A 22,396-nucleotide genomic window follows, 5' to 3' on the forward strand; every position below is an offset into this window, starting at 1 on the left:
CGTGGATGGAGAAATCAGAAGAAGAGAGATTGTTAAAAGATTAAGAGAGACCGAAAAGCCAATTAGTGCCACTCGTTTTGCAAAAGCTTTTGATGTCAGCAGACAAATTATTGTAGGAGATGTCGCTCTATTACGGGCGACAGGGGTCGAAATTGTCGCAACAGCTCGAGGGTATATGTTGGAACAACCTTTAGAAGGAATTGAGCGGAAAATTGCTTGTCAACATACGCCTGAACAAACGAGAGAAGAATTGTCAGTCATTGTTGCCAAAGGTGGAGAAGTGGTAGATGTGAGTATTGCACATCCGCTTTATGGGGAATTAATCGGCAGTTTGCGCATTCAATCAGAGAAAGATATTGATAAATTTATGGACAAGTATCAAAAAGAGCATGCTACATTACTATCAGTTTTAACAGGAGGCGTCCATCTGCATACTATTCGCTGTGCAGACGAAGAAACTTTCCAAGAAATCAAAGAGGCGCTTCGAAAAAAAAGTATTTTGTTTGAAGGATAACGAGAAAAAGAGAGGACATTGATGTTTGTTCAAGCCCTTTCTTTTTTTTCTTAGAAAATTACCAAAAAAAGATAGAAGAATTTGTGAATTTTCTTCTATTTTTTTAACTTTTTGCTAGAAATTTTTTATGAAACAGTATACTATTAAAAAAGGAGCCATTTAAACAATAACTATGTCAATTATTATGTTGGTACATAAAAATAAATGGAGAAAAATAAAAAAGGAGAATGAGTATGAAAAAACAATTTGCCATATTCTCTACCTTATTACTTTTAGGTTCATCAATGCCAGTAGGCGCATTTGCAGAAGGTAATAACTTGGTAGCTGAAAATAGTTCTGTCGCAGAAACAACCGCAGAAGCAACAACTGCTGAAGCCACTGAAACGACAGCGACTAGTGAAACAACAGAAGCGACAGAAGAATCAACGACTGAAACAGAAAGTTCAACCGAATCAAGTGAATCTACAACCACGGAGTCCACGGAAACGTCAGGAACCGAAACGACAGATTCCACAACGGATTCAACATCCACAAGTACGACAGAATCGACTACTGACTCCACCTCAACGAGTACAACAGAGTCAACCACAGATTCTACGTCAACAAGTACAACTGAATCAAGTACCACGCCGACGACCACACCAAGTTCTTCTAAAGAACAGCCAAAACCTGGCACGAGTACTTCTGAATCAAAACAGCCGGCGAAACCAGTGACACCAACAGCGCCAGCTGAAAAGCCAGTAGAACAACCAGCAGCGTCAACACCGCAGCCCGAAATAGTCCCACCAGTTACAAATGAAACGGTTGGGTTAGTGGAAGACGATGAGACGTTTACGGTCAGCAAAACGAAGAAGACAGAAGAGTTTATTCAAGAAATCGGGGAATCTGCTCGGAAAGTGGCCAAGGACAAAAACTTATATGCTAGTGTGATGATTGCTCAAGCAATTTTAGAAAGTGGCAGCGGCAATAGTAAATTAAGCCAGAAACCAAACTACAATTTGTTTGGTATTAAAGGCGATTACAAAGGTCAATCTGTTTCTTTTATTACCTATGAAGACAATGGTTTCGGTAACCTATACACAGTAGAAGCAAAATTCCGTCAATATCCAACGTATAAAGAATCAATGGAAGATTATGCGAAATTATTGAAAAATGGTTTAGATTCCAATAAAGATTTCTATCATGGTGTCTGGAAAACGGAAGCCAAATCATACAAAGAAGCGACACGTTTCCTAACAGGAAAATACGCAACGGACAAAGATTACCATAAGAAATTAAATGCGTTAATTAAAACATACGATTTAACTTATTATGATAAAGAAAAAGCAACCGTTGAACCAATGGAATCAAATTTCCCAGCCTATAATGGCAAAAACTATGACACCTTTAATAGTTATGCTTGGGGCAACTGTACACAATATGTTTACAACCGTATTACGCAATTAGGTAAACGTGTGGACTTAACAATGGGGAATGGTCAAGATTGGGGCGAAACAGGTCGTGCACGCGGGTACAAAGTAAGTCGTACACCAAAAGCAGGCGCAGCGGTTTCCTTCCCAGCTGGTGTTTTAGGCGCAGACAATACTTATGGTCATGTCGCATTTGTGGAAAAAGTCTTTAAAGATGGTAGCATCTTAATTTCTGAAATGAACGTGAAGGGATTAAACGTTGTTTCGACACGTACAATCTCAGCTGATGAAACACATTTAATGAACTATATCGTTCCAAAAGATAAATAAAAAAATCAGCTCTTTGTCAATAAGAACGGATGAGTTGGAAAAATCAAAGCTAGCACTGAAGAAGCAATTTTAATTCTTCAGTGCTAGCTTTTTTTGTGGCAAAAGTTCTCTCCAATAAAGTTTAATACATTCAGTTATTGCCAGGCGGTTTCAGGTCGGGATGAGTTAGCAACAGTCGCTGATAGCTATATTTTTTTTAGGTAGAATCATTTACTTTTAGGTGAAAGATGTCTTATAATTGTAAGCGGATACAAAAATAAAAAAAGAGGTGGGTAAATGAGTAAAAAAGAAATAAATCAAGTAGTTGCCAGTAGCTATCAATTGTATATTAATGGAGAGTGGACAACAGGTAGTGGTAACAAAATGATTGCTAGTTACAATCCTAGTAATGGTGAAAAATTAGCAGAATTTGTAGATGCCACAAATGCAGATGTGGATCGAGCTGTAGAAGCAGCCCAAGAAGCGTTTCAGACATGGAAAGATGTTGACGTTGTAACAAGAAGCAATCTTTTATTGAAAATTGCTGATTTGATTGAAGAAAATCAAGAACATTTGGCTATGGTGGAGACTTTAGATAATGGAAAACCGCTTCGGGAAACGCAATCGATTGATGTCCCTGCCAGTGCAGACCATTTTCGGTATTTTGCTAGTGTGATTCGTGGAGAAGAAGGGGCTGTCAAAGAATTTGATAAGGATACGTTATCCATTGTTGTGAAAGAACCCATTGGTGTTGTGGGTCAAATTATTCCGTGGAATTTCCCCTTATTAATGGGTGCTTGGAAATTAGCGCCAGCGTTGGCAGCAGGTAATACGGTTGTGATTCATCCATCCTCGAGCACATCATTAAGTCTGTTGGAATTGTTTAAGATTTTTGATCAAGTCTTGCCGAAAGGAGTAGTGAATTTAATCACCGGTCGTGGTTCTGATTCAGGAAATTATATGTTGGCACATCCAGGGTTTGATAAGCTAGCTTTTACAGGCTCAACAGAGGTGGGGTACACTGTCGCTAAAGCGGCGGCCGACCGCCTAATTCCAGCCACTTTAGAACTTGGCGGAAAATCAGCCAACATTATTTTTGAAGATGCCAATTGGGAACGTGCATTAGAAGGCGTGCAGTTAGGGATTTTATTCAATCAAGGGCAAGTTTGTTGTGCTGGGTCTCGTGTGTTCGTTCAGTCAGGTATTTATGATCAATTTGTAGAAGCTTTAAAGGAAAAATTTGAACAAGTGAACGTTGGTTTCCCGTGGGAAAAAGATGCTGAAATGGGCGCTCAGATCAATGAGCATCAATTGGAAGAAATTTTAAAATATGTCGAAATTGGTGTGAAGGAAGGAGCTACGCTGATTACTGGAGGGCAACGTTTAACAGAAAATGGGCTAGACAAGGGGGCATTTTTAGCTCCTACGTTATTAGCGAATGGTACGAATACAATGTGTGTGGCCCAAGAAGAAATCTTTGGTCCTGTTGCAACAGTGATTAAATTTGAAACGGAAGAAGAAGTCATTCGTTTAGCTAATGATTCTGAATATGGCCTAGGTGGCGCCGTCTTTTCTCAAGATATCAATGTGGCATTACGGGTTGCTCGTGGTGTACGGACAGGTCGGATGTGGGTCAACACATACAATCAATTGCCTGCGGGCGCGCCATTTGGCGGTTATAAAAAATCAGGAATTGGTCGAGAAACGCATAAATCAATGCTAGATGCTTATACGCAAATGAAAAATATTTACATTGTGACAAAAGAAGAAGCAGATGGACTGTATTAAGTAGTGTAGTGAATTTTAGATAATAAACTTATTTTTGGTTATTGTTATTTTTAGAGCTAAACAAAACAATAATTTTTTGAAAAAATTGGGTGATGAGTAAAGTAAAACAAATTAAAAGTAAAGCCTGGTGCAAAAATCACTTTGGATTTTTGTACCAGGCTTTAAAGCGGAGTAACAATAGTGTTCACTCTTGGTTGTTTTTAATTTTTGACTATTGTAGAAGGAGTTATTTTGCTTCTTCTGCTTCAAATTTAGCAAAAGCTGTTTCAATGACTTCTTTTAATGCAGAAGCAGAAGCTTCCATTTTTTCTTGTTCAGCATCTGTTAATGGAATTTCAATGACTTGTTTAACGCCTTGGCGGTTGATGATCGCTGGTGCACCGATATAAATATCGTTTTGACCATATTCACCTTCTAAATAAACAGATAGTGGTAACACAGAGTTTTCATCGTTTAGGATAGCTTTAGTGATACGCGCTAGTGCAACCGCGATTCCATAGAAAGTAGCTCCTTTTTTCTCGATGATTGTGTAAGCAGCGTCGCGTACGTTGAAGAATAAATTAACCATTGCTTCTTCATCGACGTCAGGATTATTTTTCACCCATTCGTAAATTTGTAAGCCAGCGACATTTGCATGTGACCAAACTGGGAATTCTGTATCTCCGTGTTCTCCTAAGATGTAGGCATGGACATTTCGTGCATCAACGTCAACTAATTCGGCAATTGCTTGACGGAAACGAGCAGAATCTAGTGAAGTTCCTGAACCGATTACTCGTTCTTTCGGGAAGCCAGAGAATTTCCAAGTTGAATAAGTCAAAATATCAACTGGGTTTGCGGCAACTAAGAAGATACCGTTGAAACCAGAATCAACAATTGTTGTAACGATTTCTTTATTAATTTTCAAGTTTTTATGAACTAAGTCTAAACGAGTTTCGCCTGGTTTTTGAGGCGCGCCAGCTGTTAAGACAACTAAGTCTGCATCATGGCAATCGTCATAAGTAGCAGCATAGATTTTTTTAGGAGAAGTAAATGCTAATGCGTGAGATAAGTCCAACGCGTCTCCTTCAGTTTTTGGTACATTAATATCAATAATCCCAACTTCTTGAGCAATATTCTGAGTTACTAAAGCAAAGGCATAGCTAGAACCTACGGCACCGTCCCCGACTAAAATTACTTTTTGGTGATCTTTATTCCCTGCGGCTGCAGTCATGTGTACCATTCCTTCCTCTACATTCTTTTTCGTGAGCAACGAGTTTTTATTTCCTGTTGCTAAAGTGATAGTAACATGGTTTGTAAAAAATGTCACGAACTTTGATTGTAAAAATGATACAGTTTTCAGACCTGTTTCAAAATGGTAGCTCTTACATGTGTGTAATTTCACTATCTTACGCATATTTAAATTTCTAAAAAATTTTTTTACATCTTTCTTAATCTTCAAAGACTGCGAGTTTTTTTATTTCTATGGTATAATGAATAAAACTGGGTAGCGCATACGCTTCCCAGCCATTTTGTGTTGGCAAGCTTATAATCCAAGGAGAATGAAAGATGAAAGTAATCGTAGGACTGGGAAATCCCGGTAGTAAATACAAAGAAACAAAACACAACATTGGCTTTATTACGCTAGATGAAATTGCGTATCGGCAAAATGTTTCGTTTAATAATAGTAATTTTGAAGCAGATATTGCAGAGTTTTTTATAGGGACTGAGAAAGTATTGTTAGTGAAACCATTAACATTTATGAATGAATCAGGTCGCTCTGTTGGTCCGCTGTTGACCTACTTTGGGGTAGATGAGGAAGACTTGATTGTTATTTATGATGACTTAGACTTAGAGGTCGGTAAAATTCGTTTACGGCAAAAAGGTAGTGCTGGGGGCCACAATGGGATAAAAAGTCTGATTGCCCATTTAGGAACAAATGTCTTTCCTAGAATTAAAATTGGCATTGGTCGGCCCTCAAAAAATGATACAGTTATCCACCATGTACTAAGTACTTTTCCCAAAGAAACACACGAAGAGATGTTACTTGCTGTAAAAAAAGCAGCCGATGCCGCTTTATATGCATGCGAAGGACATACGTTTGTTGAAACAATGAATCAATTTAATGGAAAATAGCAGAAAGGAGGGCCCTTGTTTGAATATTATCGAACGAATTAGCCAAACAGAAATTGCTAAATCATGGCGCAGTCAACTAATGACAACAGGAACGCGCCAACTAATTACTGGGTTATCAGGCTCTGCTAAAACATTACTGATGGCAGGCGCTTTACAAAAGACGCATCAAAAAATTGTTATTGCGGTTCCAAATCTATACTATGCTAATCAATTAGTAGATGATTTTTTAAATATTTTACCTTCAGAACAAGTTCATCTATTTCCAGTAGATGAAGTGTTATCCGCCGAAATGGCCTTTTCTTCACCAGAAGCGCGCGCAGATCGAGTGAGTGCGTTAAATTTCCTGATGACAGCGAATGCAGGAATTGTGGTCGTGCCAGTAGCTGGACTACGAAAATATTTGCCAACGAAAGAAACGTGGCAAAATGCGCAACTCCATTGGGAAATCGGGACAGAAGTAGAACCTGAAATCCTCGCGCAACGCTTAGTGTTAATGGGCTATGAACGCCAATCGATGGTCGGGAAACCCGGCGAATTTAGTATTCGTGGAAGCATTATTGATGTCTATCCGCTAAATGCCGAATACCCTGTTCGTGTGGAACTGTTTGATGTTGAAATCGACTCAATCCGTTATTTTGAAGCGGATACCCAACGTTCATTAGAAAATCTTGAAGAAGTAACGATTTCACCAATGACTGATTTAGTGTTCTCAAAGTCAGATATGAATCATGGCATGATGAGGTTACAAGATGCTCTAGAAAAACGTTTAGCGACAGCTAAAGATCAAACGGAGACCGATTTTTTAGAAGAATATTTTGGTCAGTTGCTGTCTTCTTGGGAACAAGGGATTCCTACAGAAAATGCTCACTATTATACAGATTTTCTGTACCAACAAAAAACTACGCTGTTAGATTATTTACCAGAAAATAGTTTGCTTTTTGTGGATGATTATTCTCGTATGATGGAAACGGAGCGAGAGATTGCTAGAGAGGAAGCGGAATGGCAAACCCTGAAAATTGAAGAAATGCGCGTGTTTTCTGAACAAACTTTCGGCGTAGACTTTCATGATCAATTGCGAAAAACTGCACGAAATACGACCTTCTTTTCACTTTTTCAAAAAGGAATGGGGAATCTTCGTTTCCAAGAAGTCCATAATTTCCAATATCGTTCAATGCAACAATTCTTCGGTCAAATGCCGTTGCTGAAAGCGGAAGTGGACCGTTGGCAAAAGCAAAACCAAACGGTCGTTGTTTTTGTTCCTACGAAAGAACGGATTCAAAAAGTCGAAGAGCTATTTCAGGACTTTGACATACCTAGCGTAGTAAGCAATTGGGATCAGTTGTTAGATGGGCATGTCCAAATTGTCCAAGGGGCATTACAAACAGGGTTTGAATTACCTAAAAACAAGCTCGTGGCGATTACGGAAAAAGAAATTTTTCATACAACGACCAAAAAACGGGCACGTCGTCAAACAATCTCTAATGCGGAACGTTTGAAAAGTTATAGCGACTTAAAAACGGGCGATTATGTCGTTCATGCGAATCACGGGATTGGTAAATATATTGGTATGGAAACCTTAGAAGTTGATGGGGTCCATCAAGATTACATGACTATCTTGTACCAAAATGATGACAAGTTATTTATTCCAGTAACACAATTGAACTTGATTCAAAAGTTCGTTGCTTCCGAGTCTAAAACGCCGAAAATTAACAAGCTAGGCGGCAGTGAGTGGACGAAAACCAAACGAAAAGTTGCTACGAAAATTGAAGATATCGCGGATGATTTAATCTTACTTTATGCGACAAGAGAATCGGAAAAAGGTTATGCTTTTCCGCCAGATGATGCGTATCAAAAAGAATTTGAAGAGGCTTTTCCGTATTCTGAAACAGATGATCAATTACGTAGTGCTGCCGAAATTAAACACGACATGGAAAAATCTCGACCAATGGATCGTTTGTTAGTTGGCGATGTAGGGTTTGGTAAAACAGAAGTGGCTTTACGAGCGGCCTTCAAAGCTGTTAGCAACAATAAACAGGTTGCCTTTTTAGTGCCAACAACTATTTTAGCGCAACAACATTACGAAACGATTCAAGAGCGGTTTGAGGGCTTTCCTGTAGAAATTGGTTTATTAAGTCGTTTCCGCACGAAAAAACAGCAAAATGAAACAATTGAAAAAATTAAACATGGCCAAGTAGATATTGTGATTGGTACCCATCGTTTATTGTCGCAAGATATTAATTTTAGTGATTTAGGCTTGTTGATTATTGATGAGGAACAACGGTTTGGAGTGAAACATAAAGAACGACTAAAACAATTGCGTTCACAAGTGGATGTCTTGACGTTAACAGCAACGCCAATCCCAAGGACCCTTCATATGTCAATGTTAGGTGTCCGTGATTTATCCGTCATCGAAACCCCACCAGAGAATCGTTATCCGATCCAAACGTATGTCATGGAAAATAATCCTGGGGCGATTCGGGAAGCGATTGAGCGAGAAATGGCCCGAGATGGTCAAGTCTTTTATTTATACAATCGAGTAGATACGATTGAACGAAAAGTTGAAGAGTTACAAGCGCTAGTTCCAGACGCACGAATTGCGTATGCACATGGGCAAATGACAGAAGTACAACTGGAGAATACTTTGTTTGATTTTATTGAAGGACAATATGATATATTAGTCACTACAACGATTATTGAAACAGGGGTAGATATTCCTAATGCTAATACCTTGTTTGTAGAAAATGCGGACTACATGGGCTTATCTACGTTGTATCAATTACGTGGTCGTGTGGGGCGTAGCAATCGAGTGGCCTATGCTTATTTTATGTACGAACAGCAAAAAATCCTAAACGAAGTTAGTGAGAAACGTTTAGAAGCAATTAAAGACTTTACGGAATTAGGTTCTGGGTTCAAAATTGCGATGCGTGACCTTTCCATTCGAGGGGCCGGAAACCTTCTTGGTGCCCAACAACATGGCTTCATTGATTCGGTTGGGTTTGATATGTACTCACAGATGTTATCTGAGGCAGTTGCTCGTAAACAAGGAAAAAATATCCAAGACCAAAAAACGTCTGTTGAAATTGATTTGGGCATTGATGCTTATATTCCAGGAACGTACATCACAGATGAACGACAAAAAATTGAAATTTATAAACGGATTCGTCAATTAGAAAATATGGATATGTACGAAGAATTAGAAGTGGACTTGTTAGACCGCTTTGGAGAGTATCCTGACGAAGTGGCGCATTTATTAACCACTGGCCGTATCAAAATGGATGGCGACCGTGCCTTGTTAGAAAGTATTCGTAAACGCGACCAAAAAGTCAAGTTTGTGTTAAGTAAAATTGGCACAAAAACATACTCTGTGGAGCAGTTGTTTGAAGCGCTATCGGCAACCAGCTTAAAAGCGGATCTAGCAGTTGAGAAAGAACAAATGACTATTTCCTTGAAGTTGCCGAAAGATTGTAAAGAAGCTGTTTGGATTCAAGAAATTGCTACTTTTACAACCGCATTGCGACAAGAAAAATACAAACATTCGCAAGAAACGGATTCCCTTTAAAAGGAGGCCTAGAAGATGGCACAAAAAGAAATGCAACGAATGATGCAAGGTGCCGTTGTGTTAACCATTGCTTCCTTCATTGCAAAAGTGTTGAGTGCGTTTTATCGCGTTCCTTTTCAGAACTTTGTAGGGGATGAAGGATTTTACGTGTATCAGCAAGTTTATCCAATCTATGGGATTGCGATGACATTAGCATTGTCAGGTTTACCGCAATTTATTTCCAAAATTGTTGCTGAACAACCAGATATTCGGAGTCAAAAACAAGTGTTGCGCCAACTATATCCCTATGTGTTATGGTTAGCGATTGCTTGTTGGGCCTTCTTTTTCTTTGGTAGTCAAGAAATTGCTATTAGTATGGGGGATGCTGCACTCCAACCATTAATGGAAGTTGTTTCCTTTACCTTTTTACTCGTTCCAATTCTTTCTTTCTATCGTGGGAATTTTCAAGGTCATTTGTTGATGGTGCCTAGTGGTATTTCACAGGTGATGGAACAGTTTGTGCGTGTTGGGGTTATTCTAGTAGCTGCGTTGTCCTATCATTACTTTGGTGGCTCCATTTACCAAACGGGGACGGTGGCCATGAGTGGTGCGTTGGCTGGCGGTGTCTTAGCGGTACTTGTCTTATGGTACTACAATCGAAAAATTCTTAGTGGAAGTACGGAATACTTGCATCAATGGAAGATTATGCCTCAAACCACAGGACTATTTAAACGTTTAATGATTGAGGGTGGTTTGGTCTCTTTATATAGTGCTTTTCTGATTCTATTTCAATTAATTGATTCCTTTAAAGTAAAAAATGCTCTCATGCTTTTCGGGCTCTCTGATTTAGCTGCGAAAGTGGACAAAGGGGTCTATGATAGAGGACAACCACTAGTTCAATTAGGATTGGTAATTGCTTTAGCTTTAAGCTCGACCTTTTTACCAGGTTTGACAAAATATTTTATGAAAAAAGACCGTCAACAATTTTTACAAGTTGCAAAAATCTTTTTGCGTCTTACCACAACCTTGGCATCGGCGGCTTCGATTGGTCTAATGATGTTATTGCCGTACATGAACTTTACGCTTTTTAAAGATTATAAAGGCAACGATGTTTTAGGGGTGTATGTTTTATCCATCGCTTTTATGGCCATTATTCAGGCCTACCAAAGTATTGAACAAAGTCGCAATCGTTTTAAAGGTCCTTTAGTGGCAGCTGGTGTGGGCTTATTAGTGAAATTACTGACAACGGGCTTTTTCACCATTCGTTGGGGAACATTAGGTGCTAGTTGGTCTACTATTCTTGGGTTACTAGCGACGCTATTCGTTTTAGTCCGACAATCGGATGCAGCGATTAATTGTTTTGTTCGAGAACGAAGCTTTTTGAAAAAACTGTTGCTTAGTTTAGCAATCATGATGCTGTCATTACTGGTCTATCAAGGAATTATCTCCATCTTGTTCCAAGGTGTGCATCACCGAAGTCAAGCGTTTTTCGTTACAGTTTTAGGCGTTGCGGTGGGTGGTACAGTTTTTATTAGCACCATCATTAAGTTAGAATTATTTACGATACGTGAATGGTTAAGTTTACCGTATGGCGCAAAAATTTTACGGATGAGACAAAAAAAATAAAAGAGGTGAATGTGATGCGGTTAGATAAATTTTTAAAAGTTTCTCGCATTATTAAAAGAAGAACAGTTGCCAAAGAAGTCGCTGATAAAGGTCGGATTCAAATCAACGGAGTCTTAGCCAAATCTTCTAGTACTGTGAAGATTGGTGACCTTGTCAAAATTCAATTTGGGAACAGAATTTTAGAAGTAGAAGTCCTGCAACTAAATGACTCTACGAAAAAAGAAGATGCCACAAAAATGTATGAAATAAAATCAGAAACACGTGTCTCTGAAGAATAAGCAGGTGAGGATGGAGCGCTTGGCAAGTTCATTGAAAAGATGAATATTCCAAGCGCTTCATCCTTTCAGCGTTTTAATGAAACAGACGCGCCGCTTTTGAAAAAAATTAATAAATCAACCACTGTTATTTCAAAAGCAAAGAATATTTTAGAAAAAAGCTTGATTTTCTTTAACTTCTCTGAAATTAACATTAGACAAGGTTCTTAGATGTTGGTATAATAAAACGGACAATCCAAAGCGAGTGGAGCGAGACGATGGGAAAGAATGAAAAAAACTCGAAGAAAGTTGCGGCATTGGAAAATGACTACACGAAAGAACAGTATGTCGAATTCCAAAAACAACAGAAACAATTGATTTTTAGACGCAGACGCTTGGCAGCGATTTTTCTCGTGGCCTTCATTATTTTTGCCTTTTCTGGCATCCAATTGATGAAAGATTATCATCGCTTAGGTGCTTTCAAACAAGAACGAGCAGATGCAATTGCTGAATCCGTAGCAGTTGATAAGAAGGTCAAGGATCTAAAAAAAGACGTTGCTTTGTTAAAAGATGATGATTATGTGGCAAAATTAGCACGTAGCCGTTTCCTTCTCTCAAAAGAAGGCGAACAGATTTATCCCACACCAGAACAAATGAAAAAAACACAGACTTCTGGAGCGGAAGAAAGCAAGAGCAGTTCAGAAAAAAATAGTCAATCACAGTCTTCAACTGAAACAACTAAGTCTTCAGCTGAATAAACTGCAATTATAATTAGGGAAAAAATAGGAGGAACAATTTTTTTATGTCAATCGAAGTAGGAGCTAAATTGCCAGGAAAAGTGTCAGGGATTACTAACTTTGGTGCATTTATTGATTTAGGAGAAGGAAAAACTGGGTTAGTACACATCAGTGAAGTGTCTAATGGATTCGTTAAAGATATTCATGATGTATTAACAGTAGGTGACGAAGTAACAGTGAAAGTAACCTCAGTTGGTGACGACGGCAAAATTGGCTTATCGATCCGTAAAGCGCAAGAGCCAGCAGAAGGGCAACAACCAAAACGTGAATTTCAACGTCGTGAAAACAATTATGAGAATCGTGACCGTAATCCACGCGCAGGGGGCAAAAAGCCTTTCAATAAACCACAAGCAAATAACAATAACAATAAACAAGATTTTGACTCATTGATGAGCTCTTTCTTGAAAGATAGTGATGACCGTTTATCTTCATTAAAACGTAATACTGAAGGCAAACGTGGCGGACGTGGCGGACGTCGCGGCTAAGCACAAACAAATAGGGGGACTGGGGATAACGAATGGGTTATTTCTCGGTTCCTCTTTTATTCTAAGGAAGAAAGAAGGGCGAACAATGTTTTGGCAGTTTTATAAACGAGGAAAAGAACAAGGATTTTGGCAACCGCATCAAACAATCGTGGTCGCCGTTTCTGGTGGTGTAGACTCCATGGCCCTTTTGACGTTAATGGAACAGGTGGCAGAAAAAGAACAATTACAATTGGTTGTTGCACACGTCAATCATCAATTGCGAGAAGCGTCGGCACAGGAAGCGCAATATCTCGCTACCTATTGTCAGCAGCGAGAGCTAACGTATTATGAAACACGTTGGGAAGACCCTGAAAAGCAACGAAATTTAGAAGCAAAAGCGCGCACATTTCGTTATGAATTTTTTAAAGAAGTCATGGAAATTGAAGGTGCGGCGGTCTTAATGACGGCACATCATCTAGACGATCAAGCGGAAACGATTTTAATGAAGCTGATTCGAGGAACTAATTTTTCCCATTCCGCAGGCATTAAAGAGAGACGTCCTTTTGCGACAGGGGAATTGATTCGTCCGTTACTTATTTATCCAAAAGAAGAATTGTATCAATTTGCACAGCGCCAAGCATTCGTTTATTTTGAGGACGAAACGAACCAAACCAATGAATATTTGAGAAATCGGCTCCGTAATCAGGTTTTGCCGCTATTAAAGCAGGAAAATCCGCAATTCTTAGATCAGATTGCTTCTTTTAGTAATGAACAACGTTTTGCCCAAGAATTTATTCAAGAACAAATTGAGCCTCAATTATCTGAAGCCGTAGAACCAACCAAACAAGGCTGGCGCATTCCTTTGAAGAGATTATTAAAAGAAACGCCTGCGTACCAGCACTTCTTTTTAACCGCGTTTTTTCAAAAAACATTAGTGCCATTAGGGGTTTCGTTAAACCAACGCCAGATGACACAAATTTTAAAAGTTTTGAATGATGAACGGCAACCGCAAGGCTCGGTTATGTTAGAACAGCAATGGCAACTAGCTAAAAGTTATGATTGGCTATGCTTAGAACAAAAACAGGCTGCACTGCGAGAAGAAGTTACACATTTATTAGTACCTGGTGCGGGGATTTATTTATCGGAAACCGAGTGGCTAGGATTAATTGCGACAGACAAACCGTTTCCTCTTCCTGAAGAGATTAATCAATGGACGGGTCAGTTGTTAGCAATCCCGTTGACAACAGCCACACCTTTGACCGTTCGTCATCGCCAAAGTGGTGATCGGATTACATTAAAACCAGGGTTTACGAAAAAATTAAGCAGAGTTTTTATTGATCAAAAAGTGCCAAATGAAGCGAGAGAGAGTGCTTGGGTCATTACGGATGAGCAAGAGGAAATCATTTGGGTACCAAAATTTGCAAATTCCTATTTGAGTATTCCTTTAGAAACTGATAAAATACACTACAGACTCCTTTTTAAGACAAAGGAGTAATGCTGAAAGGAGCGCACTATGATAGAAAAAGATATTGAGAAAGTCCTAATCTCCAAAGAAGAAATTCTTGCGAAGTCTGCAGAGCTTGGCAAGCAACTGACAGAAGAATATCAAGGGAAAAATCCTTTAGTGGTCGGTATTTTAAAAGGTGCAGTACCATTTATGGCTGATTTGACTCGTGAAATCAATACTTATTTAGAATTGGACTTTATGGATGTATCTAGCTACGGCAACGCGACAGTTTCTTCAGGCGAAGTAAAAATTGTCAAAGACTTAGACACAAATGTCGAAGGTAGACATATTTTAATCGTAGAAGATATCATCGATAGTGGTCGTACATTAGCGTATTTAGTAGATTTGTTTAGATACCGTAAAGCTGCATCTGTGAAAATTGTTACCTTATTAGATAAACCAGAAGGCCGTGTAGTAGACATTAAAGCTGACTACGTAGGGTTTGATGTGCCCAATGAGTTTGTGGTCGGTTACGGATTAGACTATGCAGAAACGTACCGCAACTTGCCTTATATTGGCGTTTTAAAACCTGAAGTTTACGAATCAAATTAATATCTATCAAGGAATTAATTGTGTTACAATGTAAAGGTCAGGATTGATAAAAGAATAACATGAATTGTAATGATGAGCATAAGGAGGACAGGCATGAACAAAAAGAATAATGGCATGAAAAATGGTTTATACTACGTCTTAGTAGTACTTGCCATGGTCATGGTTGTCTATTTCATTTTTGGAAATAACAACCAACAATCGCCAGACATCGATTACTCAACCTTCCAACAACAATTGGAAGACGGAAAAGTCAAAGACATGACCATTCAACCAACCAATGGGGTTTACCGAATTGAAGGTCAGTATAAAGAAAAACAAGAAGTGAAAGACACAGGTGGTCTGTCATTGTGGGGCTCAACGCAAGCATCGTCAAAAGGCTTCACAACAACCGTTTTACCTAGTGATACAACCTTAGCTGGCATTCAAGATGCGGCACAAAATAACAAGGTGAAGCTAGTTGTCAAAGAACAATCAACAAGTGGTGCTTGGTTGTCACTGTTGTTTAGTTTCTTACCATTAGTGATTATTTTCTTCTTCTTCTACATGATGATGAGCCAACAAGGCGGTGGCGGTGGCGGCGGTGGCCGTGTGATGAACTTCGGTAAATCAAAAGCCAAAGAAGCCGATAAAAAAGCTAACCGTGTCCGCTTCTCAGATGTAGCTGGTGCGGAAGAAGAAAAACAAGAATTAGTTGAAGTAGTGGAATTCTTAAAAGATCCACGTCGTTTCGCTGAATTAGGCGCACGGATTCCTGCGGGCGTACTATTAGAAGGACCTCCAGGGACTGGTAAAACGTTACTTGCTAAAGCCGTAGCAGGTGAAGCAGGTGTGCCATTTTACTCAATCTCAGGTTCAGATTTCGTTGAAATGTTTGTCGGGGTCGGTGCTAGCCGTGTCCGGGATTTATTTGAAACAGCGAAGAAAAACGCGCCTGCGATTATCTTTATCGATGAAATCGATGCAGTTGGTCGTCAACGTGGTGCTGGTATGGGTGGCGGACACGACGAACGTGAACAAACCCTTAACCAATTATTAGTTGAGATGGATGGTTTTGATGGCAATGAAGGAGTTATCGTAATTGCTGCAACGAACCGTTCAGACGTGTTAGACCCAGCGTTGTTACGTCCAGGTCGTTTTGACCGCCAAATCTTGGTAGGACGTCCAGATGTCAAAGGTCGTGAAGCGATTTTACGTGTTCATGCGAAAAACAAACCGTTAGCTGATGACGTTGATTTGAAAGTTGTTGCACAACAAACACCAGGTTTTGCTGGTGCTGATTTAGAAAATGTCTTAAACGAAGCAGCCTTAGTTGCCGCTCGTCGTAACAAGAAAAAAATTGATGCTTCTGATGTGGATGAAGCCGAAGACCGCGTAATTGCTGGTCCAGCTAAAAAAGATCGTGTGATTAATAAAAAAGAACGCGAAATGGTGGCTTACCATGAAGCAGGACACACAATTGTTGGTTTAGTCTTAAGCCGTGCTCGTGTTGTCCACAAAGTAACAATTATCCCTCGTGGTCGCGCAGGCGGTTATATGATTGCTTTACCAAAAGAAGATCAATTCTTAATGACTAAAGAAGATATGTTTGAACAAATCGTTGGCTTACTTGGTGGACGTACAGCAGAAGAAATTATCTTTGGCGTTCAATCAACAGGGGCTTCAAATGACTTTGAACAAGCAACAGGGATTGCCCGTAGCATGGTAACTGAATATGGAATGAGCGACAAATTAGGACCTGTTCAATATGAAGGAAACCATCAAGTCTTTGTCGGTCGTGATTATGGTCAAACAAAAGCTTACTCAGAACAAGTGGCGTTTGAAATCGATCAGGAAGTTCGTCGTATCTTAATGGATGCTCATACGAAAGCGCATGAAATTATCGAAGCGCACCGTGAACAACATAAACTAATCGCTGAAAAACTATTAGAATATGAAACATTAGATGCAAAAGCAATCAAATCATTATTTGAAACAGGTAAAATGCCTGAAGGTGCTGACAGCGACTATCCTAGTGAAAAAGAAGCGCAAACATTCGAAGAAGCAAAACGTGCTTTAGAAGAAAAAGAAGCGCAAAAACAAGTTGAAGAAAAACAAGACTTTGAAGAAGCGAAAAAAGAATTACATGATGAAGCAGAAGAAGTCAAAGTAGAAAGCGAACAAACAGAAAAAGAAGTCCAATCTGAAGAGAAAAAAGATTCAGATTCCAATTCTGAATATGATCGCAATAACTACGAAGATCGTTATAAATAACCAATTAGTAGAAGGTGCAGTATTTGTCGAGTTGACGAATACTGCACCTTCTATAATATTAAGATATTCTATAGAAGGAAGATTATTTGGTTGAAAAAACACCTGATTCCTAGTATTATCTGACTAATGGACAAAAAAGCACCAAGAGAAGAGGAAAAAGAATGGAAGATTATTTAGTAAAAGCCCTTTGTTATAAAGGTTCAATACGAGCATATGCCATCAGTGCCACTGAAACTGTTAGCGAAGCGCAAAGAAGACATGATACATGGAGTTCTTCTACTGCAGCGTTAGGGCGCACATTGATTGGAGCCCTTTTACTAGGAGCGACTTTAAAAGGCGACGATAAATTAACTGTAAAAGTACAAGGAAATGGCCCAGCTGGCGCTATTATTGTCGATAGTAATGGCCGTGGAGAAACAAAAGGCTACATTAAAAATCCACATGTCAGCTTAAAGTTGAATGCAACAGGTAAAATTGATGTACGTGGCGCTGTCGGTAACGAAGGAATTTTCACAGTCATTAAAGATTTAGGATTAAAAGAAACCTTTTCTGGACAAACACCTATTGTTTCTGGTGAAATCGGTGAAGACTTTACATATTTTATGGCGGTCTCTGAACAAGTTCCTTCAGCTATCGGTTTAGGTGTATTGGTGGACACGGATGAATCTGTGAAAGCAGCCGGTGGTTTTATGATTCAAGTAATGCCAGGTGCCGATGAAAGTACCATTGATTTTATTGAACAGCGTCTAGCGGAAGTGCCACCAATTTCACAATTACTAGAAAATGGAGAAACACCTGAACAAGTCTTGTATCGCTTATTGGGAGAAGACGAAGTAGAAATTTTAGAAAAAATGCCTGTACAATTTAAATGTGACTGTTCCAAAGAAAAATTTGCGACCGCTTTGATTGCCGTTGGGATCGATGAATTAAATGCGATGATTGATGAAGATCATGGAGCAGAAGCAGTTTGTCAATTCTGTAACAATAAATATCACTATAGTGAAGAAGAATTAATTGAACTTCGCGATGAAGCGATTCGCAATACGAAACAAAAGTAGGAGGAAAGACTATGTGGAAAATTGGAGACGTTGAAATCCCCAACCGTGTTGTCGTAGCTCCGATGGCGGGTATTAGTAACGCCGCTTTTCGTGTGACTGTAAAAGAATTTGGCGCAGGATTAGTCGTTTGTGAAATGATTAGTGATAAAGGAATTAAATTAAGAAACAAAAAAACCTTAGAAATGCTATATATTGATGAGCGAGAATATCCTTTAAGTGTACAAATTTTTGGTGGAGATAAAGAAACATTAGTGGAAGCTGCTAAGTTTGTGGAAGAAAATACGCAAGCGGCGATTATTGATATTAACATGGGTTGCCCTGTCAATAAAATAATTAAAGCTGAAGCTGGTGCGAAATGGTTGCTGGATCCGAATAAAGTGCATGAGATGGTTCACGCAGTCTCTTCGGCAGTTTCTTTGCCTGTCACTGTAAAAATGCGAACAGGCTGGGATGAAGATCATCTATATGCTGTAGACAACGCTTTGGCTGCCGAACAAGCAGGGGCTTCGGCAATTGCTATGCATGGTCGGACGCGTGTCCAAATGTACGAAGGGACAGCCAACTGGGACGTTTTAAAGGAAGTGAAAAAGCATTTAAGCATTCCTTTTATGGGAAATGGCGATGTCAAAACGCCTGAAGATGCTAAACGCATGTTAGAATATGTTGGAGCGGATGGTGTGATGATTGGTCGGGCTGCTTTGGGCAATCCTTGGATGATTCAACGGACGAAAGAATACTTGGAAACGGGCGAATTGATGCCTGAGCCTTCAACAGCTGAAAAAATCAATATTGCAAAAGTTCATTTACAACGATTAGTGGATTTAAAAGGCGAAAAAATTGCGGTCCGTGAGTTTCGCCAACATGCTTCTTACTATCTAAAAGGAATCTCGCGAGCAGCCAAAGTGAAAGTTGCGATTAACCAAGTTGAAACACAACAAGCAGTTGTCGATTTACTTGATGCCTTTGTAGAGAAGATTTCCAAAGTTGCTGTAACTACTATAGAAGAATAAAAAATTCAAGCCGAAAGTAAAATTCGGCTTGCTTTTTTTCGAATTACTGTGGCATTATTAGGATAGGTTAAAATCAAGAATGGAGGAACAACAGTGGCAGAAGAACAACAAGCGCATTTAGAGGATTTAAATGATCAAATGCTCGTGCGCCGCGAAAAAATGGAAGCTTTACGTGAAGAAGGGATTGATCCTTTCGGTAAACGTTTCGATCGCACTCATAATTCAGCAGAACTTCATGAACAATATGATAATCATACAAAAGAAGAACTTAGTGAAATGAATACAGAAGTCAGCGTTGCTGGACGTATGATGACAAAACGTGGTAAAGGAAAAGCTGGTTTCGCCCATTTGCAAGACCGTGAAGGCCAAATTCAAATTTATGTTCGGAAGGACCAAGTTGGAGACGAAGCCTATGAACTATTTAAACATGCTGACTTAGGCGACTTCTTTGGTGTGACTGGTCAAATAATGAAAACCAATACGGGGGAAGTTACTGTTAAAGCTCAAACAATTACGTTATTAACTAAAGCTTTGCGTCCGTTGCCAGATAAATACCATGGATTAACGAATGTGGAACAACGTTATCGTCAACGCTATTTGGATTTAATCAGTAACAAAGAAAGTTTTGATCGTTTCATGAAACGCAGTCAAATTATTAGCGAAATCCGTCGTTATCTAGATGGCAATGGCTATGTCGAAGTAGAAACACCTGTCTTGCATAACGAAGCAGGAGGAGCTGCTGCTCGTCCATTTATCACACACCATAATGCATTAGATATGGACTTATACTTACGCATTGCCCTAGAGTTACATTTAAAACGTTTAATTGTCGGTGGCATGGAAAAAGTATATGAAATTGGTCGTGTCTTCCGTAATGAAGGAATCGATACCACTCATAACCCAGAATTTACAATGCTAGAAGCTTATACTGCTTATACTGATTATCAAGATGTGATGGATTTAACAGAGGGAATTATCCGTAATGCTGCGGAAAAAGTCTTAGGAACTACTGATATCACGTACGATGGTCAAGCGGTTGATTTAGGCAGTCCTTTCAAACGTCTACACATGGTAGATGCGGTCAAAGAACAAACGGGCGTAGATTTTTGGCAAGAGATGACGATAGAAGAAGCCCGTGCGTTGGCTAAAGAACATAATGTTGAAATTACAGATGCTATGACAGTCGGTCATATCATTAATGAATTTTTCGAAACATTTGTAGAAGATACATTGCAACAACCAACATTTATTTATGGTCACCCAGTCGCTGTTTCACCATTAGCGAAGAAAAATCCAGAAGATGGTCGTTTCACTGACCGCTTTGAACTATTTATTATCGGAAAAGAGTTTGCTAATGCATTTACAGAATTAAATGATCCAATTGACCAACGTGAACGTTTTGAAGAACAAGAAAAAGAACGGGAACAAGGAAATGACGAAGCACACGGAGTAGATGAAGATTTCATCGAAGCCTTAGAATATGGCTTGCCACCAACCGGAGGATTAGGTATTGGGATTGATCGACTAGTTATGTTATTAACCGATGCTCAATCAATTCGTGATGTATTATTATTCCCAACAATGAGATAAAAAAAGATGCCTTAAGGGCATCTTTTTTTGTATTCGCAAAAAATTAAATAAAAAAGAGTAGAAAAACAATTGAAACCAATTCTTTTTTTCTAAAAAAATCGAAGATGAGTAGTAAAAAGAATGGGTAATCTGATAAAAAAACGAACTTTATCTAATCGAATAAGAAAGAACAATCGGTATTGAAAAAAAGTTCAAAAAAAGTGAAAATAATGATTGACCAATGCTTGAAATCTTGGTATATTATTACATGTCGCAAGGCGAGTCACACAGCTGAGCGATTCAGAAATCAATAATTAAATAACAATTCTTGATTTCAAATCTCTCGAAAAAAGTTTGAAAAAACAACAAAAAAGTTGTTGACAAATAACAAACGAGATGATAAGATATAGAAGTTGTCACAACAGACAACAACAACCGAGCAAAACAACTTGAAAAAACTTTTTAAAAAAGTTCTTGACATTCAAACGAAAGTTTGTTATGATATAAAAGTTGCTGCGAGGTAACGTAGACCTTTGAAAACTGAACAAAGAATAGACAAACCAAATGTGTAGGGCGTCTTGATTCAATTCAAGACAACAAACATTTTTAACAAGCAAGCAATATGCTAGCAAACAAATTGAGCTTAACAATCGCAAGATTGTTCTAACTTTTATTATGAGAGTTTGATCCTGGCTCAGGACGAACGCTGGCGGCGTGCCTAATACATGCAAGTCGAACGCTTCTTTCCTCCCGAGTGCTTGCACTCAATTGGAAAGAGGAGTGGCGGACGGGTGAGTAACACGTGGGTAACCTACCCATCAGAGGGGGATAACACTTGGAAACAGGTGCTAATACCGCATAACAGTTTATGCCGCATGGCATAAGAGTGAAAGGCGCTTTCGGGTGTCGCTGATGGATGGACCCGCGGTGCATTAGCTAGTTGGTGAGGTAACGGCTCACCAAGGCCACGATGCATAGCCGACCTGAGAGGGTGATCGGCCACACTGGGACTGAGACACGGCCCAGACTCCTACGGGAGGCAGCAGTAGGGAATCTTCGGCAATGGACGAAAGTCTGACCGAGCAACGCCGCGTGAGTGAAGAAGGTTTTCGGATCGTAAAACTCTGTTGTTAGAGAAGAACAAGGACGTTAGTAACTGAACGTCCCCTGACGGTATCTAACCAGAAAGCCACGGCTAACTACGTGCCAGCAGCCGCGGTAATACGTAGGTGGCAAGCGTTGTCCGGATTTATTGGGCGTAAAGCGAGCGCAGGCGGTTTCTTAAGTCTGATGTGAAAGCCCCCGGCTCAACCGGGGAGGGTCATTGGAAACTGGGAGACTTGAGTGCAGAAGAGGAGAGTGGAATTCCATGTGTAGCGGTGAAATGCGTAGATATATGGAGGAACACCAGTGGCGAAGGCGGCTCTCTGGTCTGTAACTGACGCTGAGGCTCGAAAGCGTGGGGAGCAAACAGGATTAGATACCCTGGTAGTCCACGCCGTAAACGATGAGTGCTAAGTGTTGGAGGGTTTCCGCCCTTCAGTGCTGCAGCAAACGCATTAAGCACTCCGCCTGGGGAGTACGACCGCAAGGTTGAAACTCAAAGGAATTGACGGGGGCCCGCACAAGCGGTGGAGCA

Annotated in this window: 16 protein-coding genes and 1 rRNA gene (1 of these 17 cut by a window edge); 16 read left to right on the top strand and 1 reads right to left on the bottom strand. The window is 39.6% G+C overall.

Features of this window, described 5'->3' with window-relative positions; genetic code table 11:
* The first annotated feature begins 1 nt into the window (after position 1).
* The 3 genes from IGK70_RS00955 to IGK70_RS00965 all read left to right on the top strand — a co-directional run bounded on the left by IGK70_RS00955 (position 2) and on the right by IGK70_RS00965 (position 4,020).
* A complete protein-coding gene (locus tag IGK70_RS00955; protein WP_002356248.1) occupies positions 2-514 on the top strand; it encodes a transcription repressor NadR in 513 nt (170 codons plus the stop codon).
* 227 nt (positions 515-741) lie between these two features.
* Positions 742-2,253, top strand: a complete 1,512-nt coding sequence (locus IGK70_RS00960; RefSeq protein ID WP_104855927.1) for a glucosaminidase domain-containing protein — start codon at positions 742-744, stop codon at positions 2,251-2,253.
* Between the two features lie 276 nt (positions 2,254-2,529).
* On the top strand, positions 2,530-4,020 hold the full coding sequence (locus IGK70_RS00965; protein WP_104855926.1) for an aldehyde dehydrogenase family protein: 1,491 nt from the start codon (positions 2,530-2,532) through the stop codon (positions 4,018-4,020).
* Positions 4,021-4,246: 226 nt separating this feature from the next.
* Here the strand turns inward: IGK70_RS00965 and IGK70_RS00970 are convergent, their stop codons facing one another.
* Positions 4,247-5,230: an L-lactate dehydrogenase gene (locus tag IGK70_RS00970; protein WP_002356251.1), complete on the bottom strand. Its 984-nt coding sequence runs from the start codon at positions 5,228-5,230 to the stop codon at positions 4,247-4,249.
* 335 nt (positions 5,231-5,565) lie between these two features.
* Here IGK70_RS00970 and pth point away from each other — a divergent pair, with 335 nt between their 5' ends.
* The 13 genes from pth to IGK70_RS01035 all read left to right on the top strand — a co-directional run.
* Positions 5,566-6,132 (top strand): aminoacyl-tRNA hydrolase, encoded by a 567-nt coding sequence (gene pth / locus IGK70_RS00975; protein WP_002361556.1) that lies wholly within the window; start codon positions 5,566-5,568, stop codon positions 6,130-6,132.
* 19 nt (positions 6,133-6,151) lie between these two features.
* Positions 6,152-9,691 (top strand): transcription-repair coupling factor, encoded by a 3,540-nt coding sequence (gene mfd, locus IGK70_RS00980; RefSeq protein ID WP_373415120.1) that lies wholly within the window; start codon positions 6,152-6,154, stop codon positions 9,689-9,691.
* A 15-nt stretch (positions 9,692-9,706) separates the two neighbouring features.
* Positions 9,707-11,296, top strand: coding sequence for a putative polysaccharide biosynthesis protein (locus IGK70_RS00985; RefSeq protein ID WP_002368546.1), 1,590 nt, complete (start codon positions 9,707-9,709; stop codon positions 11,294-11,296).
* Between the two features lie 14 nt (positions 11,297-11,310).
* Complete coding sequence (locus IGK70_RS00990; protein ID WP_002356255.1) at positions 11,311-11,574, top strand: RNA-binding S4 domain-containing protein; 264 nt, start codon at positions 11,311-11,313, stop codon at positions 11,572-11,574.
* Between the two features lie 254 nt (positions 11,575-11,828).
* Positions 11,829-12,308, top strand: coding sequence for an FtsB family cell division protein (locus IGK70_RS00995; RefSeq protein WP_002356257.1), 480 nt, complete (start codon positions 11,829-11,831; stop codon positions 12,306-12,308).
* 44 nt (positions 12,309-12,352) lie between these two features.
* Positions 12,353-12,832: a S1 domain-containing RNA-binding protein gene (locus IGK70_RS01000; protein ID WP_002356258.1), complete on the top strand. Its 480-nt coding sequence runs from the start codon at positions 12,353-12,355 to the stop codon at positions 12,830-12,832.
* A gap of 85 nt (positions 12,833-12,917) precedes the next feature.
* Entirely contained in the window at positions 12,918-14,306 is a 1,389-nt protein-coding gene (tilS, locus tag IGK70_RS01005; RefSeq protein WP_002379219.1) for a tRNA lysidine(34) synthetase TilS, read from the top strand.
* 18 nt (positions 14,307-14,324) lie between these two features.
* A complete protein-coding gene (hpt, locus tag IGK70_RS01010; RefSeq protein WP_002356260.1) occupies positions 14,325-14,870 on the top strand; it encodes a hypoxanthine phosphoribosyltransferase in 546 nt (181 codons plus the stop codon).
* Between the two features lie 93 nt (positions 14,871-14,963).
* A complete protein-coding gene (gene ftsH / locus IGK70_RS01015; protein ID WP_002363441.1) occupies positions 14,964-17,120 on the top strand; it encodes an ATP-dependent zinc metalloprotease FtsH in 2,157 nt (718 codons plus the stop codon).
* A 161-nt stretch (positions 17,121-17,281) separates the two neighbouring features.
* Positions 17,282-18,178 (top strand): Hsp33 family molecular chaperone HslO, encoded by an 897-nt coding sequence (gene hslO / locus IGK70_RS01020; protein ID WP_002359370.1) that lies wholly within the window; start codon positions 17,282-17,284, stop codon positions 18,176-18,178.
* Positions 18,179-18,189: 11 nt separating this feature from the next.
* Entirely contained in the window at positions 18,190-19,188 is a 999-nt protein-coding gene (dusB, locus tag IGK70_RS01025) for a tRNA dihydrouridine synthase DusB (RefSeq protein ID WP_104855924.1), read from the top strand.
* Between the two features lie 93 nt (positions 19,189-19,281).
* A complete protein-coding gene (gene lysS / locus IGK70_RS01030) occupies positions 19,282-20,778 on the top strand; it encodes a lysine--tRNA ligase (protein WP_002356264.1) in 1,497 nt (498 codons plus the stop codon).
* 650 nt (positions 20,779-21,428) lie between these two features.
* Positions 21,429-22,396 (top strand): 16S ribosomal RNA (locus tag IGK70_RS01035) (it continues 593 nt past the right edge of the window).

Source organism: Enterococcus sp. DIV0358, assembly GCF_051713465.1.
Classification (GTDB): Bacteria; Bacillota; Bacilli; order Lactobacillales; family Enterococcaceae; genus Enterococcus; species Enterococcus faecalis.

What these genes read in the sequence shown, in the direction of transcription:
- hslO (WP_002359370.1), top strand. Translation starts at nt 17,282, where the DNA reads ATGGAAGATTATTTAGTAAAAGCCCTTTGTTATAAAGGTTCAATACGA.
- dusB (WP_104855924.1), top strand. Translation starts at nt 18,190, where the DNA reads ATGTGGAAAATTGGAGACGTTGAAATCCCCAACCGTGTTGTCGTAGCT.
- IGK70_RS00995 (WP_002356257.1), top strand. Translation starts at nt 11,829, where the DNA reads ATGGGAAAGAATGAAAAAAACTCGAAGAAAGTTGCGGCATTGGAAAAT.
- IGK70_RS01000 (WP_002356258.1), top strand. Translation starts at nt 12,353, where the DNA reads ATGTCAATCGAAGTAGGAGCTAAATTGCCAGGAAAAGTGTCAGGGATT.
- IGK70_RS00960 (WP_104855927.1), top strand. Translation starts at nt 742, where the DNA reads ATGAGTATGAAAAAACAATTTGCCATATTCTCTACCTTATTACTTTTA.
- hpt (WP_002356260.1), top strand. Translation starts at nt 14,325, where the DNA reads ATGATAGAAAAAGATATTGAGAAAGTCCTAATCTCCAAAGAAGAAATT.
- tilS (WP_002379219.1), top strand. Translation starts at nt 12,918, where the DNA reads ATGTTTTGGCAGTTTTATAAACGAGGAAAAGAACAAGGATTTTGGCAA.
- IGK70_RS00985 (WP_002368546.1), top strand. Translation starts at nt 9,707, where the DNA reads ATGGCACAAAAAGAAATGCAACGAATGATGCAAGGTGCCGTTGTGTTA.
- IGK70_RS00970 (WP_002356251.1), bottom strand. Translation starts at nt 5,230, where the DNA reads ATGACTGCAGCCGCAGGGAATAAAGATCACCAAAAAGTAATTTTAGTC.
- IGK70_RS00965 (WP_104855926.1), top strand. Translation starts at nt 2,530, where the DNA reads ATGAGTAAAAAAGAAATAAATCAAGTAGTTGCCAGTAGCTATCAATTG.
- ftsH (WP_002363441.1), top strand. Translation starts at nt 14,964, where the DNA reads ATGAACAAAAAGAATAATGGCATGAAAAATGGTTTATACTACGTCTTA.
- pth (WP_002361556.1), top strand. Translation starts at nt 5,566, where the DNA reads ATGAAAGTAATCGTAGGACTGGGAAATCCCGGTAGTAAATACAAAGAA.
- IGK70_RS00990 (WP_002356255.1), top strand. Translation starts at nt 11,311, where the DNA reads ATGCGGTTAGATAAATTTTTAAAAGTTTCTCGCATTATTAAAAGAAGA.